The sequence below is a fragment of the Aliiglaciecola sp. LCG003 genome, assembly GCF_030316135.1.
Lineage (GTDB): Bacteria > Pseudomonadota > Gammaproteobacteria > Enterobacterales > Alteromonadaceae > Aliiglaciecola.
The window spans coordinates 514,535-534,519 of sequence record NZ_CP128185.1 but is presented as its reverse complement, the minus strand read 5'-3'; the positions used below and the strand labels follow the sequence as shown (position 1 = coordinate 534,519).

At 42.8% G+C, this 19,985-nt stretch carries 14 protein-coding genes; 9 read left to right on the top strand and 5 right to left on the bottom strand.

The annotated features are described in order from the left end of the window. Positions 1-210 precede the first annotated feature (210 nt). From QR722_RS02225 to trxA, 4 genes are all read right to left on the bottom strand, one after another. Positions 211-2,976 carry an ATP-binding protein gene (locus tag QR722_RS02225; RefSeq protein ID WP_286285127.1) on the bottom strand — a complete coding sequence of 922 codons (2,766 nt, stop codon included), beginning with the start codon at positions 2,974-2,976 and terminating at the stop codon, positions 211-213. Between the two features lie 23 nt (positions 2,977-2,999). Then, positions 3,000-4,214: an amidohydrolase gene (locus QR722_RS02220; RefSeq protein WP_502872461.1), complete on the bottom strand. Its 1,215-nt coding sequence runs from the start codon at positions 4,212-4,214 to the stop codon at positions 3,000-3,002. A gap of 205 nt (positions 4,215-4,419) precedes the next feature. Continuing rightward, positions 4,420-5,685: a transcription termination factor Rho gene (rho, locus tag QR722_RS02215; protein WP_286285125.1), complete on the bottom strand. Its 1,266-nt coding sequence runs from the start codon at positions 5,683-5,685 to the stop codon at positions 4,420-4,422. 271 nt (positions 5,686-5,956) lie between these two features. Further along, entirely contained in the window at positions 5,957-6,283 is a 327-nt protein-coding gene (trxA, locus tag QR722_RS02210; RefSeq protein WP_286285124.1) for a thioredoxin TrxA, read from the bottom strand. Positions 6,284-6,383: 100 nt separating this feature from the next. Here trxA and rhlB point away from each other — a divergent pair, with 100 nt between their 5' ends. Both rhlB and QR722_RS02200 read left to right on the top strand, forming a co-directional pair. After that, a complete protein-coding gene (rhlB, locus tag QR722_RS02205) occupies positions 6,384-7,643 on the top strand; it encodes an ATP-dependent RNA helicase RhlB (protein WP_286285123.1) in 1,260 nt (419 codons plus the stop codon). Continuing rightward, on the top strand, positions 7,643-9,154 hold the full coding sequence (locus QR722_RS02200; protein WP_286285122.1) for a Ppx/GppA phosphatase family protein: 1,512 nt from the start codon (positions 7,643-7,645) through the stop codon (positions 9,152-9,154). Before rhlB ends, QR722_RS02200 begins: the two co-directional genes overlap by 1 nt. A 139-nt stretch (positions 9,155-9,293) precedes the next feature. Here the strand turns inward: QR722_RS02200 and QR722_RS02195 are convergent, their stop codons facing one another. Then, positions 9,294-10,139 carry a thioredoxin family protein gene (locus QR722_RS02195; protein ID WP_286285121.1) on the bottom strand — a complete coding sequence of 282 codons (846 nt, stop codon included), beginning with the start codon at positions 10,137-10,139 and terminating at the stop codon, positions 9,294-9,296. A gap of 188 nt (positions 10,140-10,327) precedes the next feature. On the opposite strand from QR722_RS02195, the gene QR722_RS02190 reads away from it, so the two are divergent. The 7 genes from QR722_RS02190 to QR722_RS02160 all read left to right on the top strand — a co-directional run bounded on the left by QR722_RS02190 (position 10,328) and on the right by QR722_RS02160 (position 19,976). Continuing rightward, positions 10,328-10,636, top strand: coding sequence for an Mpo1-like protein (locus tag QR722_RS02190; protein ID WP_286285120.1), 309 nt, complete (start codon positions 10,328-10,330; stop codon positions 10,634-10,636). A gap of 631 nt (positions 10,637-11,267) precedes the next feature. Continuing rightward, complete coding sequence (locus QR722_RS02185; protein WP_286285119.1) at positions 11,268-12,521, top strand: HlyD family secretion protein; 1,254 nt, start codon at positions 11,268-11,270, stop codon at positions 12,519-12,521. After that, positions 12,521-14,683 (top strand): peptidase domain-containing ABC transporter, encoded by a 2,163-nt coding sequence (locus QR722_RS02180; protein ID WP_286285118.1) that lies wholly within the window; start codon positions 12,521-12,523, stop codon positions 14,681-14,683. The genes QR722_RS02185 and QR722_RS02180 overlap by 1 nt, the downstream gene beginning before the upstream one ends. Before the next feature lie 29 nt (positions 14,684-14,712). Continuing rightward, on the top strand, positions 14,713-14,937 hold the full coding sequence (locus QR722_RS02175; RefSeq protein ID WP_286285117.1) for a helix-turn-helix domain-containing protein: 225 nt from the start codon (positions 14,713-14,715) through the stop codon (positions 14,935-14,937). Between the two features lie 121 nt (positions 14,938-15,058). Beyond that, positions 15,059-15,241, top strand: coding sequence for a hypothetical protein (locus QR722_RS02170; RefSeq protein ID WP_286285116.1), 183 nt, complete (start codon positions 15,059-15,061; stop codon positions 15,239-15,241). Between the two features lie 82 nt (positions 15,242-15,323). Beyond that, the gene (locus QR722_RS02165) at positions 15,324-16,229 is read left to right on the top strand and encodes an ATP-grasp domain-containing protein (RefSeq protein ID WP_286285115.1); all 906 of its coding nucleotides are present in this window, start codon (positions 15,324-15,326) and stop codon (positions 16,227-16,229) included. Between the two features lie 387 nt (positions 16,230-16,616). Beyond that, positions 16,617-19,976, top strand: coding sequence for an amidohydrolase family protein (locus QR722_RS02160; protein ID WP_286285114.1), 3,360 nt, complete (start codon positions 16,617-16,619; stop codon positions 19,974-19,976). Positions 19,977-19,985: the final 9 nt, after the last annotated feature.

Sequence of the window (19,985 nt, the reverse complement as noted above, 5' to 3'; positions counted from 1 at the left end):
GTTAGGTAGTCACTTAGATTGTTAATTAACTAATTGATTATTGAGTCGCGAGAAACATCAGCGATGCCAATGTACAACACATTCGTCCACTCACTCATGAGCCAACCTTGTTCACTTTGGTTCAAAAATACAAAGTACCAAGTTTAGGGGCGAAGATTGTAGCGCAAATTTTCCACAAGCCCAAATTTGCATTGATTTGTTGCTAATATTTTATTCGGTTAACCATTTGTGCATTACATAAAACAACTGCTTTTTGTCGATGGGTTTTGCCACATGGTCATTCATACCCGCGGCTAAACAGCGCTGCCGATCTTCTTTATAGGCATTGGCGGTTAACGCGATTATCGGCGTTTTTGCCCAGCCATTCGCTAATTTTCTAATTTCCATTGTGGCCATATAACCGTCCATTACGGGCATTTGACAGTCCATCAGAACCAAATCAAACTGATGATGAGAGGCGGCTTCATAGGCCATTTTGCCGTTTCTCACTCGGATCACGCGGATATCTTCGGATGAGAGCATATCTAGCACAACTTCAGCATTTATATCGTTGTCTTCCGCCAGTAGAATTTTGCTACCTCTGGGTAATGAGAGTTTTTCGCCAATCTCTCCGATTGGATCTTGAATCGCGACAGCTAAAGGTAAAGATATAAATATTTGAGTGCCTACTCCCTCTTCACTTTCTAACCGTAATTCGCCTCCCATTAAAGAGGCCAACTCTTGACAAATAGGTAAGCCTAAACCGGTACCACCAAATAACCTGGTCGTCGAATCATCTGCCTGAGTAAATTGCTCCAACACCAATTGATGCTTGTGCTTAGGGATGCCGATTCCCGTATCAGAAACCACTATCTGCAATCTTCCATCCGTGTAATCTGCAGCCAGAGTGATCCGTCCCGTTTGGGTAAATTTAAGGGCATTGTTCATTAGGTTGTTGACGATTTGGTTTATCTTGGCGGAATCCCCCATCAGCCAATTGGGCAATTCTGTTGATATCTCATTCACTAATTCTAATTTTTTAATCACCGCCAAGGGTTTATTCAATTCAAGGCTGTTTTCTAGCAGACTATTTGGATTGAAGATGTTTTCATCTAACACCATTTTGCCCGCTTCAATTTTGGACCAATCTAGTACGCTGTTGAGCAAGTCCATTAGATTGAGGGCTGACTGATAAATGGCATCTAGTTTGCGGCGATTTTTATCACTTAAGTCTTTTAGTTGTATATTCTGACATGAACCTATGATGCCATTCATTGGCGTACGTATTTCATGGGACACGTTAGCTAAGAATTGTGATTTGGCCTCATTAGCTGCCTCTGCCAGCAATACGGCCTGTTGCAAAGATTGAGTTTTCTCTTCAACTCTTCGCTCAAGAGAGGAATTGAGTTTTTTCAACTCCACATTTAACTGTCCCTGTTTAAGTTGAGACGAATTAAGTTGTTCAAACAATTGCAGCAATCTTGAGGTCAAGGCTAAAAAGCCTTTGTCCAATTCTTTCACTTCAATTAGGTAAGTTGTATCTATCTTCTGAATGTCGGCTGTGTCTGGGTCACTTGGATCAAAATGGGAAAAGTTATCTAGTAAAATCCGCAAGGGCCTGGAGATTGATGCAGCGACGAAATAACTGGCGATGTTCGCCAAACCACTGAGCAGAACGATAATCACCAAGGCTAAAATAATATATTCCGACATTTGTTGTAGGAATGTAGAGCGCGGATAGAACTTATAAATATACCAGCCATGCAGTTTGCTGGCTTTGCTGGATGAAATCATCGCATTCCCAGCGGTACTTTTCGCTTCACCCAAAATACATTTTAGCTCGGCGCAATCTGTATTGTTAATAACATCAAGGGCTTTAAATCCGATGCCGTGACTGGCATATACCACATTATGCTCAGCATCAGTGATAAGCATTTTTACATTCGAGTCAATCTCGTTTTCGTCATACACTGAAAATGTAGATAAATCTAACGAGCCTTCCAGAATGCCCCTGAAATCACCATTGGGGTAATAGAAAGGTGCCGCGATCGCTACTATCGGCTCACTACCAAAACCGATGCCCTGAAAGGCAGAGGAAACATAAGTATCGCCATATTTTTTAGTCTGAGTAAAGTAGTCCCGTTGACTGATGTCTAACATCGAAGCTTGCTTGGCTTTGCGATAAAGGGAAGTTGGATAAGATTGGGTAATCTGGCCTGTAGAATCAGCAACCGAAAAAGTCAAAAAGTAAGGATAATTACTCGACAAATCATATAGGCGTTTATTGGCCAACTCCACATCGTCTTGTATCGCTAACGCTGATAAGGTCAAAGCACTTTTGTTGGAGTCAATAAACGCATCCAACTGATTGGTTACCACAGTCGTGCGTTGGGACAGATAATTTTGTAGCTCTTGATACTTGGAGTTTTGGTAAAAACTAATAAAGGTATAGGCCAAGACGGTTGTCGAGAAGAAAAACAAACCGGTGAAAAAATACCTTGATAAGTACCCAAGGTTCATCGGTTTAAGAATACGATTAGGCTTGATAATGGAGGTGATTATAAACGCGAAATGACCTGACAAGGTCACGACCATGGCATTGATAATATTAGTCAGTAGAGCGCCTATGTCTTGGCTAGTAAACAGATTTCCGGATAATTGTTTTTCTATATAGATTGCCGCACTGGCGAAAATCAACCAGTAGACCAAGGTCATAGTGACAGGTCGAGTGGCGTCTTTTCCGTGACTGATAAACGCGACCAATGAAACTTGAATGGCCAGTAGCAAAATAACGAGATCAAAGCCGGATTGGAGTGACGCTAGCAATAAAACAAGCGCACTCACCGTCGCATATCTGCCACCGTAGAGAAAACCAACCAGCGCAGAGAATGCAAAGCCAAAGGCAAACACCGCATCACTTTGAAATGGGGCAGGTGTCATATTGACTAACAAGCCTAAACAGGTCAGTAAAAACGTACTCAACAACCGCTTTTTCACTCAACTAGCCTTATTTTGTGTAACTAAGATTTAGCCATGTAATCAAGGGTTAGATTTGTCAAAAGACGCACACCTAACTTCATGCCCTCATCATCAACATAAAAATCTGGTGTATGATGAGCAGGCGCATCTTTAGGTGCAACATCCACAGGCTTGCCACCAATCCATAGGTAAACTCCTGGCACCTTTTGTTGGAAAAACGAAAAGTCTTCAGCACCCGTAACCGGCTTACTGTAAAGCACGTTGTCCTGTCCAGCAGTGTTCACCAATGTAGGCAGCATTTGCGCCATCAATTCATGGTCGTTAAATGTAATCGGGTAACTGTAATCAAGAGGCAAAGTCAGGGTTGCTTGAGCACGCATACTGTCGGCAATTCCGTTAACTTTGCGTGGCAGCGCTTCGTATATATGTTGTCGAGCCGCCTCATTTAGGGTTCTAATTGTCCCTACTAGCTCCACTTCATTAGGGATGATGTTTGAGCGGTTACCACCGTGGATCGAACCAAATGTTATCACGGCCGCGTCATCTAACAATCGAATCTCGCGACTTACTATAGTTTGCACGCTCATAATCATTTGGGCAGCAGTGGTGATGGGATCAACACTTAACCATGGATAGGCACCATGAGCCTGCTTACCTTTAATCACAATCTTGAAGGGGTCTACCGATGCCATTACGCCGCCTTCGCGATATCGCACCTTGCCCACATCAGTATCGGCACTAATGTGTAAACCAAAAATTGCATCGACGTCAGGATTTTTTAGTACACCTTCCTCAACCATTAATTCCGCGCCGCCTCGTTCACCTTCCGGGGCACCTTCTTCTGCGGGTTGGAAAAAAAACTTCACTTTGCCACGTAACTCACTCTTCATCGCCACTAATATTTCAGCTGCTCCCATCAACATAGCAACATGAGTGTCATGACCACATGCATGCATAACGGGTACATCGTTACCGTTAAACATCCCGCGCTGGGTTGACTTCCAAGGTAAATCAACCTGCTCTTCAACCGGTAACCCATCCATATCAGCTCGCAGCGCCACTACAGGACCAGGCTTACCACTATCCAAAATAGCTACTACACCGGTCAGTGCCACACCCGTTTGTACTTCTAATCCCAACTTCTTTAAATGATCTGCAATATAAGCGGCTGTTTTGAATTCCCGATTTGATAGCTCAGGGTTCTGGTGCAAATGATGACGCCATTCGACAACCTTGCTTTCAATAGCTGAGGACATTTCATCAACCGTGTTAGCGATGCATAGAGAAGGGGTGAGTAATAGTATGGCAAGTAGCTTTTTCATATCAGACTTCAACTTTTATTATGTTTTTGGAAGTTTCAGCGCCTTTTATAGCATAATTTTAACAACCAAAATAGCCAAAAAAAACCGCTGAAGCCTAAACGTCTGCGGTTTGTTGTAGATGCTATTTAAATACTAAATATCAGCTTTTTTGACGTTTCATCGCATCGAAAAATTCTTCATTTGTCTTGGTCATGGCTAAACGACCAATTAAGAATTCAATCGCGTCAATTTCAGACATTTCATGTACGATTTTGCGTAAAATCCACATCTTCTGTAATTCATCTTGCGAGGTTAACAATTCTTCTCTACGGGTACCTGAACGATTAAAGTCAATAGCAGGGAAGACACGTTTCTCAGCGATTTTACGATTAAGGTGCAGTTCCATATTACCTGTACCTTTAAATTCTTCGTAAATAACTTCGTCCATTTTAGAGCCGGTATCGATAAGTGCAGTTGCAATAATTGTTAAACTACCGCCTTCTTCAACATTTCGAGCTGCACCGAAGAATCGCTTAGGTTTATGCAATGCGTTAGCATCAACACCACCGGTTAATACCTTACCAGAGGAAGGTATTACTGTGTTGTATGCACGGGCTAAACGGGTAATAGAATCAAGTAAAATTACCACGTCTTTCTTATGTTCTACCAAGCGTTTGGCTTTTTCAATTACCATTTCAGCAACTTGTACGTGGCGGCTAGCGGGTTCGTCAAACGTTGACGCTACCACTTCACCTTGCACCAAACGTTGCATTTCAGTTACTTCTTCAGGTCGCTCATCAATTAGCAACACCATAAGTACACACTCAGGGTGATTGGCTGCAATAGATTGCGCAATGTTCTGTAGTAATAATGTTTTACCCGCTTTTGGCGGTGCAACAATCAAACCACGCTGACCGGCACCTATAGGCGATGCAAGGTCTAGGATTCGAGCAGTTAAATCTTCGGTACTACCGTTACCACGTTGCAAGGTAAAACGTCTATTGGCATGCAGAGCAGTAAGGTTTTCAAAGAGGATTTTGTTACGCGAATTTTCAGGCTTGTCGAAGTTAACTTGGTTTATTTTAAGCAGTGCAAAATATCTTTCACTGTCTTTAGGAGGACGGATTTTACCAGCAATGGTGTCACCCGTGCGCAAATTGAAGCGACGAATTTGACTGGGTGATACATAAATATCATCTGGGCCGGCCAAATACGAAGAATCAGAAGAACGCAAGAAGCCAAAGCCATCTTGGAGTATTTCCAACACACCGTCGCCGAAAATGTCTTCACCGCTTTTTGCGTGTGTTTTTAGAATGGCGAAAATAATATCTTGCTTGCGCGCGCGGGCCATGTTTTCTAAACCCATTTCTTCGGCAAGTGCTACAAGTTCGCTAATCGGTTTGTTCTTTAGTTCTGTTAAATTCATATTGGTGGGTCTTTATGATCTGGAATGCACGAGTAAGCACACATAGTTGATAGATTAATAATTTGGATTGTTTAAAATTCTAAACTCTCTGAATTGAGTATGAAATTTGGGCAGTTCAGGATATGAACAACTAAAAGTTAGCACCAATTAAGGGTGTCGTCCAGCGAAAAAACTGAATAGCTGCTTTTTTTTATAAGTCGGGATTAATTAGCCTAGCCGCTAAAAGCAAAAAGCCCGGGTAACCGGGCCTTCTCAATTCATTAAAAATGAATTATACGTTTTCGTTCAAAAACTCAACTAATTGAGTTTTTGACAATGCACCAACTTTAGTCGCTGCTACGTTTCCGTCTTTAAATAACAACAAAGTAGGAATTCCACGAATACCATACTTAGGGGGTGTTTCATTATTTTCATCGACATTCAACTTAGCAACTGTTAACTTGCCGTCGAAGTCGCCAGCAACTTCTTCTAAAATTGGCGCAATCATTTTACAAGGGCCGCACCATTCCGCCCAGAAATCAACTAGGACAGGACCAGCAGCATTGATAACATCGGCCTCGAAACTATCGTCAGACAACTGGATAATTTTGTCGCTCATACTTTTCTCCGTAATAGGTCTCTCGCTGAGCTCTCTCAGCGCGTCATAAGACGTTATATAGAAACTGTTTTTTAATGCAAGCACTGATAAGCTATAAGCTATGCAAACAACACATTTAACTGAAACACATTTTTCTGATTTGCCCATCCATGAGGATGTTTTAAAAGCATTAACAGAAGCGAATTTCTTACATTGCACTCCTATCCAGGCATTGAGTCTACCTCATTTGTTAGATGGGCAGGATATTGCTGGACAGGCACAAACGGGAACCGGAAAGACTATTGCTTTCTTGGTTGCCACATTTCATCGTCTGTTAACACATCCTAATGAGTCTAAAAAGCAACCCAGAGCCATTATTATGGCACCAACTCGCGAGTTGGCTGTGCAAATTTATAACGATGCTGAATTACTCAGTAAGCACACAGGCATATCGCTTGGTTTAATTTATGGGGGCGAAGGCTACCAAAGTCAACGGGAATCTTTACAATCCGGTGTTGATATCATAATTGGTACCACTGGCCGCATCATTGATTATTACAAACAGAACGTGTTTTCACTAGAAAATATTCAAGTGGCCGTTTTAGATGAAGCCGACCGCATGTTCGATTTGGGCTTTATTAAAGATATCAGATATATGTTTAGACGCATGCCTGAGCCAACGAAAAGATTAAGCATGTTGTTTTCAGCAACCTTGTCGTATCGTGTTCAAGAGCTTGCCTACGAACATATGAACAACCCTACCCACGTAGAAGTTGTCCACGACAAAGTTACCGCCAGTCGAATCCAAGAAGAGCTATTCTATCCGTCAGACGAAGACAAAATGTTACTGTTACTGACGCTCTTAGAAGATGAATGGCCGGAAAAGGCTATCGTGTTTGCGAATACTAAACATGTATGTGAAAAACTCAGCGACTGGTTAGAAGCGGATGGCCACCGTGTTGGTTTACTCAGTGGCGACGTCCCCCAGCGTAAACGTCTGAAAATATTAGAAGATTTTGGTAAAGATAAAATCGATATATTAGTTGCCACCGATGTAGCAGCCCGAGGCTTGCACATCGAAAAAGTGACTCATGTATTTAATTTTGACTTACCCGACGATGCTGAAGATTATGTACACCGTATCGGTCGAACAGGACGCGCTGGTAAAAGCGGTCACGCGATTAGCTTTGCTTGTGAGAAGTATGCACTGAATTTACCCGCTATCGAAACCTATATCGGTCGGACCATTCCGGTTAGCAATTATGATCAATCGTCTTTGCTTGAAGATGTAAAAGTGCCTAAGCCACAGTTTAAAAAACGTCTACAAAGTGGTAAAACATATCAAAAACGTCCAAGCAATCACCAACATAAAAGGCGTTAATGGAAAATACAGCTATATCATCATCATTAAACCAGGATCAACTCTACGCAGCCGTTGATCTTGGTTCCAATAGTTTCCATTTAGTGATTGTCAGAGTGGTCTCTGGCAGTGTTCAAATTATTGGTAAAGTAAAACAGAAGGTCCGCTTAGCTGCCGGGCTAGATGAGAATATGGTGCTCGATGATGTTAGTATGGAGCGGGGTTGGAGTTGTTTAGCAACCTTTGCGGAAAGACTGCAAGACATCCCCCTTTCAAATATCAAAATTGTCGGTACTGCCACTCTGCGCTTAGCTAAAAATGCCGATGTATTCATTCAAAAAGCCCAAACCATATTAAACCACAAATTAGAAGTTATCAGTGGTGAAGAGGAAGCCCGACAAATTTATCTTGGCGTAGCCTATACCTCGGCTAATCAAGGCAATACCTTGGTTATCGACATAGGTGGGGCAAGTACTGAAGTCATTATTGGTAACGACATGCAACCAATTAACTTAGTTAGCCTTGATATGGGATGCGTTACCTTTATGGAAAGGTACTTCCCAAATGGGGAACTTAGTGAACAGCATGTGCAAAAAGCCATCAGCGTTGCCAAGCAGAAGTTACTTCCTGTGATAGACGACTTCGTTTGTTTTGACTGGGAACAATGTTTAGGCGCCTCAGGCACCCCACAAGCGATTGTGGAAATTCTGGTAGAACAAGGGATAAGCGACGCAATTCGATTGGATTATTTGCACAATTTAATGCAGCAATGCATCGATTGCGGCAATATCGAGCAACTTGCCATCGAAGGATTAAGTGAATCTCGGCGAGCTATTTTTCCAAGTGGCCTATGCATTCTAATCGCGTTATTTGAGCAATTGAAGATACGCGAAATGCAAATATCTGGCGGAGCGCTAAGGGAAGGCCTCATTTACGGCATGCTTGAAGACACAGAAAAGAATGACAGACGCCAGCACTCTTTGCAGGAAACCATTAACAAATATCACATCGATGCTGACCAAGCTCAACGAGTATCTTTAGTGGCGGTGGATCTTTATAAACAGTTATGCGCACAATCTAATATTTGTAATTTCGATGCTATGGCGGTTATCGAAGCGGCCGCTTTACTGCACGAATTAGGATTGCACATAGAATATAAGCAATACCATAAGCATGGCGCTTATATCTTGGCCTATCACGCATTGAACGGTTACTCCCACATGCAGCGTAAAAGCATTCGAGACTTGGTATTATCCCACCGTCAGGATTTGGACCTCTCGATATTTGATCAATACCATGCAGAGCTGCAACCATTGTTGTTCGGCTTGGTTAAAATACTGCGCTTGGCTTGTTTACTATCAATCAGACGTAAAGACAATGTGCTTCCTCCAATAGTGCTGAACATTGAGGACAACCATTGGCAACTTGAATTTCCCGATGGTTGGTTGCGTTCACACCCTTTGATAGATGTCGAGTTAGCTAATGAAAAATGGCTACAGCATAAAATTGGCTGGCAATTGAGCTTCAAATAGCCCTGGCAAGTGTATTATTTGCATCGTTAAGCAATTTAAATTCTAAAAAAAGGGCCGCTGGCCCTTTTTCGTATTACCCATTACCCGCGTCTTTTTACAGGCCCAAACTTGGTAAAATCCGATCTTGTCTAGCCCCGACTTAGTAGAGCAAACTATACATTTTTCGTCTAGCTTTGGACTTTAACGGATCCCCATCTGGCATCGCATTGATCATATCTAAGGTAAACTTTTTTGCCTCACCAAAATTGAGATCTTTGGCTAAAACTGAGAACAATAAATCAAGCGCTTCTTCAGGCTGATTAGCTTGTTGAAGTTGTATGGCAAGATCCACCTTCACTTGCATGTTATCAGGCTCTTGCTCCAACTGCTTTTGCAACTGCTTGATTTCAGGGGATTCTGCGGCCTGTTCGGCCAATTCAACCTTACCCTGAACGCTATGATAATAACCATTTTGATCGACTAAAGTGACAGTTTCCAGAAGAATTTTAGCTTGATTTATATTACCCAACTCCACATAGCAGTCTGCTAACAAGACTGCGATATCAGCGCGTTTAGGATCAAGATCATGAGCCTGCTTTGCGTCACTAAAGGCGGCTTGGTAGTCGCCTAAATTGACATTTGCTACAGCTTTCTCATACAAACCATCTTCAGCATTGGGCAAATGCTTCTCAAGCATTTCTTGAATTTGTTCTTCCATTTGTGGGCCCGCGAACCCATCCACCGGCTGGCCATCTTTAACCAAGATTACTGTTGGCAAGCTGCGAATACCGAACTGTGAAGCAATCTGCTGCTCTTGCTCACAATTAACTCTTGCATAAATCAAGTGCTCAGCATGCTGTGAAGCCAATTTTTGCAAAATTGGAGAAAGCTCTTCACACATTTCAAGATTGGGAGCCCAAAAGTCTACTAAAACATGTTTATGCTTTGATTGTTCAATGATAATTTGCTGAAAATTTTCAATATTAAGATTTACGACATTCTGCATTGGCTACTCTTTTGCTGCTAATTAGGTGGCTGAATTAATAAGTGGGGATAGTATACGTGAAAACCAATATCAATTTCAGCTTGCTGTCACCGTGATTTTTTGTTGAACTGTTAACTAAGCGACAATTTACCGTAAACGGTTGTGCTAGGATTTTAATCCTAGTTTATCGAGAGTATCCAAGGCGTTTTATGTCAACTAAACAGTTCGTCAGTTTCGATGAGTTTTACCCCTTTTATCTTCAGGAACATCAAAATTTAACCTGTCGGCGACTACACTTCGTTGGTTCGACTTTGGTATTGGTGACCCTTCTTACTGCTATTTTTACTCAGCAATGGATGTTACTGCTGTTTATTCCCCTGTTAGGGTACGGTTTCGCCTGGGTGGGTCATTTCTTTTTTGAACATAATAAACCCGCAACTTTTCAATATCCCTTCTATAGCCTCGCGGCAGACTGGGTAATGTACAAAGATATTCTCAGCGGTAAACTTAAATTTTAAGCAACCTATCTCTCCAGTGAGTATCAAGCTATAGCTGCCGATTTAACCTCATTCAGGTCGGTGTAATTTTGGTGGGTGCTCAGCATGTCCCAAAACTATATCCTTCATACCCAATTTTACATTTCACCTGCTCGAATTATTCCTTCAAGCTAGATGTTGTCCTATTCCTGCATGTTTTTGCCCGATTCCTACAACGCATAAAATAACCCATGTTTTAGTCTCCAATGGTCATTACGGAAAATGACAGCTTCTCAAACGGACTGAGAAGCAAAAGGAACAACCACGGAAGGTTGTGACTACAAAAAGGTGCGCAAAGTCAATAAAACGCAAGGTCAGGATGGCCAAACCGTCAATGACATTGTCACTGCATGGAAGCAACAAGGATGAAGGATTTAGGTAAGGAGACCTCGCAAGAATGCACAATGTAGACTCAGTCACAGATCGCTTATCTGTGCTTAGTCAAGGATGACAAATATCACGCTGATGGTGATGTCCACATCGTATTTTTTGCACAAGGAGCGGTAAATCCAAGGATGGAGAACTTTACCTTTTCAACTTAACACAATGTGTTGGGGCAACCACCCCAGAAAATGTCAGTTAACAAGCTGTCAGCATTGAGCAGGTTAATTTTATGCAAGAAGGGCTATTTAGACAACGTGCACTGGAGCACCAACAGGATCGATTGCATGGTGAGGTACTGCTGATCCCCAGCACCTCAATAGTGATAGTTACATCCTGTGTATTTATTTGGCTAGTTGCTGTGTTTGTGTGGTTGGTGGGGAGTCAATATGCTCGACAAGAAACAGTCAGTGGCTGGCTGGAGCCGTCAAATGGCGTAGTGAAAATCTTTCCGCAAAGTGCCAATGGCAGAATTAAGCAGGTACTGGTAAGTGAAGGTCAGTCTGTCACCGCAGGTCAAGAGTTGGTAGTCATCCAGGGGGATCGCACCTTAAGTGACGGCTCGAATCTTGAAAAAACCTTGTTGGATGAATATTCAACCCAGCAAAAGCTGGTATATGCACAACTTGAAACTAGCCAGTCTTTACACAATGTAGCTCTGGCCAATGCGAAATTAAAACTAGCCGCAGCGAAAGACGACCTATTCAGTTTATCTGCCCAAATAGATACGTTAACAAAACGCCAAACCCTATTAAAAGCGCGAATAATAAGTTACCGCGGGATCAACGCCAATGGCCACATTGCTAATATTGAATTGGATAAACTCGAAGAGCAACAGCTGGCGTTACAAAGCGAAGAACAGGCTTTACTGCGTGAACAGATTCAGAGAGTTAATCAGCAACAAATACTAGAAAGTCAGTTGGTTACCCTACCCCAATCCCATCAGGATGATGTGAACCAGTTAAAAGCTCACCTCAGTGAACTGTCATTAAAGGTAACTCAACTGAGCAGTCAACAAGGGCATATTATTAAAGCAAGCAGAGCTGGTACGGTGTCAAACTTACAAGCGTACCAAGGACAAAGAATAGACGCCACAGTGCCGCTGCTATCCATAGTACCTGATGATACTGATATTCAAGCAAAACTATTAGTCTCTGTGCGCGCCGCGGGCTTTATTGCGCCGGGTCAGAAATTAGAAATTCGCTATGATGGATTTCCTTATCAAAAATTTGGTTTATATGCAGGTGAAGTTACCCAAGTTTCGGATTCGATAATACTCCCCGGCGAGGTCCACGCTACGCCAGTGAACATTCAAGAGCCGGTTTACTTGGTTCACGCCACTCTCTCATCCCAACAAGTTTCTGCCTACGGCAAAAACATAGATTTGAAATCAGGAATGACACTATCTGCAGATGTACAACTAGACGAGCGCAGTTTGCTGGAGTGGATTTTCGAACCTTTACTTAGCTTACGAGGCAGAATGTAATGGCCGCTATCGAATCAGTCAGCCGCCCAGAATCGCAGCTATATTTTGGCCATTGCAATAAGTTACCCTGTATTTTGCAATCAGAAGCGACCGAGTGCGGTTTGGCATGCTTGGCGATGATCACCAGCTACTATGGTTTTCAGACTGACCTTGCGAGTTTGCGCAGACGATTTTCTATCTCAGCACATGGTTCGACACTTAAGCAACTGATGCAAATCGCCACACAAATGAATTTATCCGCTCGGGCCTTGCGTCTCGAGATGGAGCAACTAGAACAACTCCAAACGCCCTGTATATTACATTGGGAGATGAAGCATTTTGTAGTGTTGAAAAAAGTCACCAAACACAAGATTATCATCCTAGATCCGGCTATGGGGGAGCGCAGTTTGAGCCCGCCTGAAGTTGACAAATTGTTTACCGGTGTAGCGCTTGAATTAACCCCCACCACTGCCTTTGAAAAAGGCCATGAAAAGCAAACCTTAACTATCGGCCAATTTTGGTCGAGTATCGTCGGGTTAAAACGCTCGCTTCTAATCATATTTCTATTGTCTTTATTCTTACAACTTTTTGCCATTGTCCATCCCTATTACATGCAAACGGTAGTAGACGATGTGATTTTGCGTTCAGACATCAATTTATTACTGATCCTTGCGTTAGGATTTGGTTTGATGATGATTTTGGATACGGCCACGTCGGCCCTACGGCAAATTGTGATACTGAAACTGTCCAGCCGCTTAAATATCCAGATGGCCGCTAATGTCTTCAGGCACTTGATACAATTGCCCATGGAATACTTTGCTAAACGCCACATGGGAGATGTCGTCTCTCGTTTTGGTTCTTTGCAGAGCATACGAGATTTACTTACGACAGGTTTAGTGACAGTGATGGTAGATGGGTTAATGGCTCTTCTAACTCTGATAGTGATGTTTTTGTATGACCCGAAACTCACCCTTATCGTTATTGCCGTTGTCATTTTATATGCACTGCTGCGGGTTTTATTTTATCGCCCATTACGCCGACTCAGTGAAGAAAATATTGTCTCAGCCGCCAAAGAGAACAGTCATTTCATGGAGTCGGTACGTGCTATTCAAACCATAAAACTATTTGCTAAGGAGTCTGACCGCCAAAGCCAGTGGCAGAATAAATTGGCCGAATCCATGAACAAAGATATCCGCTTAAGCAAGTGGGGAATAGGCTTTGATACCGCCAACAAATTCCTGTTTGGGGTGGAAAACATCATCGTTATTTACTTTGCCGCACTTGCGGTAACCGACAGCCTCTTTAGTGTTGGCATGCTATACGCTTTTATCAGTTACAAAGGGCGCTTTATCTCGGCAATGGATAGCCTGATTGAAAAGTGGATAGAATTCAGAATGCTGGAACTGCACTTTGATCGACTTGCCGATATCGTTTATACCCCCATAGATCCCCTAATTAATCATCCACAACATGCTAGCAGTCCTGACTTAATTGCCGTGAACAAGTCAATCCAAGGCAATATTCAACTGACAGATTTGAGCTTCAGGTTTAGTCAGTTGGACAGTGATGTATTTTCCAATCTTCATATCGATATTCCTCAGGGTCAGACCATCGCCATAACAGGCCCAAGCGGATGCGGAAAAAGTACATTGTTAAAGTGTATGATGGGCTTGCTTCAGCCATCCAACGGGCTAATACTAGTAGACGAAACACCCTTAACTCAGTTGCCGCAATACCGCCAGCGTATCGCTGGAGTACTGCAAGAAGATCAGTTACTCAACGGCACGATAGCCGACAACATCGCATGCTTCAATTCTGAGATAGACATGCAAAAGGTTGTATTTTGCGCTCACTTAGCCTGTGTCCACGAAGATATTATGGCTGCCAGCATGCAATACAACACGTTGGTAGGAGATATGGGAACCAGTCTCAGTGGTGGTCAAAAGCAACGCATAATACTTGCCAGAGCCTTATACAAAGACCCCGCAATTTTATTTTTAGATGAAGCCACCAGCCATTTAGATGTGCTCAATGAAGCCGCTATCAATAATCATATTAAACAGTTATCGATCACCCGGGTAATCGTCGCTCATCGTCCGCAAACTATCGCCAGTGCTGACCGCATCCTGCGCTTAGATAAAGGACAATTAGTCGACATCACCTGGTCGGTAAAACAGCCCTAATCCATTTCAATTATTTAAGGAAAAATCAGATGGAAAAGACAACAACATCAACTAACAAAAAGCTTTCTAAAAGGGAAGCTCAAGTGGCAGATAAAGTCTGTCAGGGATTAACCAATCGCTCTATAGCAGATCAGCTATTTATTAGTGAGCGAACGGTCAAATTTCACTGTACCAATATTTTCAAGAAGCTCACGGTGAGCAATAGAAAGATGCTAAAGACCCTGTTTCCTGATTTTTACAATCAGGCAATCTGAGCATAATTTCACGGTAGAACTGGACTGGCCTAGACTAACAATTCGAGGAATACAGTCCATACTTAACATGCTATCACATGGTGTGTGGCAATAATTAACCTAGTAATACAAGGAAAATGATATGGAACATCCATTCACTCAGAAAACGGAACTCAACGAATGTACTACTGATTTAATCTCAGGCGCAGGGTCGTTAGGCTCTAAGCTAGTAGAGAGAGATCCTAGATCCCCAACCCCACCAGTAAAGCCGGAGTTAGGCTCGACGCTAGCAATTGGGGAAGAAGGCGGCGGCTTCTGGTATTAAGCTGACCGAATTGTCAGCCCAGATTGGATTTACTGGGCTGACGTCGCCAATCAATTCAACAGGGCAATTTCAAGGAAGAACTATGTCAGTCGCAATTATCCTCGGGGCAAGTAATGACTGCCACGCCTTACACATGCTAAAAGCCTGTCAGCTAAGCGGTATAGAAGCAGATTTGTTTGATACAGCAAAATTCCCTGATAATCACTGCATCAGTTGGGATCCCTATAAGGAAAGTGGCTCGCTTTGTCTGGAAACAGCGGAATATTCATTTGCAGATATACGCAGCGTATTTTGGAGTACAATAAATCAACCACTGCTTGGACAAGGTACTCATACGCCAATTAATCAGATTGCGCAAAATGATAGTAACAGCCTACTGCGAACATTTTTAGAGGATAAGCGCATTCGCTGGGTCAATTCCTGGCAGGTATTTGACGGTCACAAAGTGAAACCTAGGCAACTAAGTATTGCAGCAAAAAGTGGGGCAAGTATTCCGGAAACCTATATAGGAAATCATCCGGAGCGCATTCGAGATTTCTACCAACAATTTTCACAAGTTCTCTTTAAACCCGTCTATGGTGGCGCACACGCTGCGCTAGTTAATAGCGATCTGATTGAACCTGAGAGACTACGAAGAGTGTTGCGCTATGCACCTGTTACACTGCAGCGCTATATTTCAGGCACCAACATCCGTACCTTCGTAATCGATAAACATGTTTATAGCGCGGAAATAATCAGTGAAAAGGTCGACTTCAGGTTAGAGGCAGAAGCACAACACCTGCCGATAAAAACCCCCTCACACATCGCAAAACTCGCTCGAGTCATAACAGAGAGACTAGGTATGGCTTGGTCCGCGATAGATTGGCGTCGTGATTCAACGGGTAGTTACTTCTTCCTTGAAGCAAATCCGAGTCCAATGTTTATCCATTTCGAACGATTAACCGGCTATCCGATAACCGGTGACCTGCTTGCTCTTCTAGATACCTAACGAAAATCTAGATAACGATAAAACCCTGTGCTGTATAGGATTAGGAGGATTTAAAATAGCGGAGAGTTAACAACATACTCGTCGTTAATCAGAATCTCTAAAGCGCTTTACAGCCGAAAGTGTTAACTAAAGTTGCCTTATTAAACAGTTTAAATTTAGCCCAAAAGCATGGCATTCGATCTTCCTCCCGCTTTTTTATCGTATAGTAATGAAAATCCACCAGATTAATTTGCTTATCTATAGAATCGGCAAACTTGTAATCAGCGATACATGTTGAATTAACCCATGTTCGACTACATGTGCTGTAACAACCTTTATTGCTGGCCAAGCTGTTAATCTATTGGATGAATATGTCATATTACAAATAATAAAAATATGGAACATGCAATGAAACAATACTTCGCCACTTTTAAATTCCGTGCGCTGCTGCTCAGCTTTTTTCTAGGCTCGTCATTTTCGGCAATCGGGTTACAATCTGAGACTGAAATCGAAGATGCTGAAATCGAAAAAACCGCAAAAGAAGAGTCCCAAAAATGGGATGTGTTAAATCCCCCATTTGATCTTTCCTCGTTAGATATTGAAACTGATGAAGTCACCTGGGCCAGTTTGGATATTACGCCTGATGGCAAGAATATGGTGTTCGACACCCTAGGGGATTTATTTATTGTGGACGCCAGTGGTGGCAAAGCCAGAGCACTCACGCAAGATTTTGCTTGGAACATTCATCCGGCGGTCAGCCCTAATGGTAAAAAAATCGCATTTAGTTCCGACCGTGGTGGTTTGTCCAATATCTGGCTCATGAATATTGATGGCACAGATTTAAAGCAAGTGACAAAAGAAAAAAACAATATTATGCACTCGCCCAAATGGAGTCCTGACGGACAATATATTTTGGCCACCAAAGGGATCATGTCGAGCCGCAGCATACCTGCTGGCGAAGTATGGATGTACCACCACTCAGGAGGAGAAGGTATTCAAATCAAGGCACGGGTAAACGGCAAGAAAGACCAAAAGAATATTGCTGATCCGGTGTTTTCTCCTGATGGGAAATATGTCTACTTTACTCAAGATATCACCTCAGGATCGAGATTCAGTTACAATCGTGACCCGCTCAAATCCATATTTGCGATTACTCGTTATGATATGGAAAAAGGTGATGAAGAACGATTCATTAGCGGTACAGGAGGTGCCATCGTCCCTACTCCATCACCTGACGGCAAACAATTAGCCTTTATCAAAAGAATCAAAAACAAGACAGCCTTGTTTGTTAAGAACCTGACTGATGGCAGTGAAAAAGCCTTATACATGGACTTAGAACGGGACATGCAAGAAGGCTTTGGTAGCGAAGGGTACTTTGCCTACTTCGATTGGACACCTGATGGCACACACTTAGTTTTCTGGACCGCAGGTAAATTTCATAAACTTGAGGTAAAAAGCGGTGAACTTTCGACAATTCCTGTCTCGCTTAACACCAAAATGCACTATGCCGATGCAGTTAGATTTGATGTCGATGTCGCGCCAGACAAATTTAAAGTAAAGATGATCCGTTGGGCACAAAAATCTCCTAACGGCAAAACCATATTGTTTCAGGCATTGGGCAAACTTTATATCAAAGATGTGAAATCCGGCAAGGTTAAACGCCTAACCAAGCAAAATGAACATGACGAGTACTTTCCTCGTTACTCTAACGACGGAAAGAAGATCATTTACACCACTTGGAATGACCAAGATTTAGGTAGCATTAGAATAGTTTCAGCTAGCGGCGGAAAAGGTAAAGCCATCAATAAAAACCCTGGCCATTTCGTAGAGCCAAGCTTTTCATTAGACGGAGAACTCGTAACCTATCGTAAAATCACTGGCGGCTATCTGCTGTCACCTAAGTGGTCCGTTGAGCCCGGCATCTATGTAGCAAACTTAGATGAGGGTACGCATACTCGAGTATCGCAATCGGGTGTCGCCCCACATTTTGCTGGCAATAATGAACGAGTTTATTTTACCACTGTGGTCGGCGGTACCGCTTATACAGAAACTCAATTAGTTAGTGTTGATATTCACGGTGAAGACAAGCGCGAGCATTTATACGGCGCCGACAAAGTGTCTGAGTACCGTTTATCTCATGACGGAAAATGGATTGCTTTTGTGCATCAATATAATGCTTATGTCGCGCCATTTATGGAAACAGGTAAACGTCAAAATATTGGACCCACCAGTACGTCTGTGCCGGTTAAGCAAGTTTCCAGCCGAGCTGGTGAATACCTGACTTGGCATCCCAATAATAAGACCCTCAGTTGGTATCATGGCCCTTACTACTTTGAACGTGATTTAAAAGATGCTTATGCATTTTTGCCCGATTCACCGGAGACCCTGCCTGAGCCAGTTACTGAGGGAATTGATTTGTCTTTTGAATACCAAGCAGACAAGCCTTCTGGTTATAAAGCATTGGTAGGCGGCAATGTTGTGACCATGCGTGATGCAAATAACCAGCAGGAAGTCATTCAAAATGGTGTCATCATTATTAAAGGCAATCGTATTGAATCTGTTGGTAAGGCGGCTGATGTAGCTATTCCAGAAGGGGCTGAAGTGGTCGATATTAGTGGCAAGACCGTTATTCCCGGCTTGATCGACACCCATGCCCATGGCGCACAAGGTTCAGATGAAATTATTCCTCAACAAAATTGGAGTCAATACTCTAACCTAGCTTTTGGAGTTACCACAATTCATGATCCATCAAATGACACCACAGAGATATTTTCTGCCGCAGAATTGCAAAAAGCCGGCAAGATTGTCGCACCTCGTATTTTTTCTACCGGGACTATTTTGTACGGCGCGGAAGGATTGGGTTACAAAGCCATTATTAAGAGCTTGGATGATGCTAAGTATCACCTCCAACGCATGAAAGATGTGGGTGCGATTTCGGTCAAAAGCTATAACCAGCCTCGTCGTGATCAACGTCAACAAGTTTTGGCGGCTGCCCGCGAGCTAGGCATGATGGTAGTGCCTGAAGGTGGCGGCAAATTACAGCAAAATTTGACCATGTTAGTAGACGGTCATACTGGGTTGGAGCATTCTTTACCAATTGAAAAAGGCTATAATGATTTAACCGCTCTGTGGGCTGCTACTGAGTTTGGTTACACACCTACCTTTGTCGTTTCATATGGTGGCCTGATGGGCGAGGAATATTGGTACGACCGTACCGAAGTGTGGAAAAATGAACGCTTAATGCGTTATACACCTAACTTCATTGTTGACCGTCGTTCTATACGTCGTCCAACTGCTCCAGACAACCAATACAATCATTTTAATGTAGCCAGTTACGCTAAAATATTGCGCGATAAAGGCGTGAGTGTACACATTGGTGCTCACGGGCAACGAGAAGGTTTAGCTGCCCATTGGGAGTTGTGGATAATGGAACAAGGTGGCTTTACACCTTGGGAAGCATTGCGCGGCGGCACAATAGATGGTGCTAAACATCTGGGTATGGATAAACAAATCGGTAGTATTGAAGCCGGCAAAGTTGCAGATTTAGTAGTGATTGATGGCGATGTATTGAGCGATTTGAAACGCAGTGAATATGTGCAATACACTGTGATTAATGGCCGTATATACGATGCCGCAACCATGAATGAAGTTGGCAGTAAAAAGCAACGACAAGCGTTCTTCTTTGAAGAGGATAATCAAGCCTTTATGCCAAAAGAAACGGCAACCAAAATGCATGAAAAAGCTAAACGTCACAAGTGGGTTCACTGATTTAGCTCT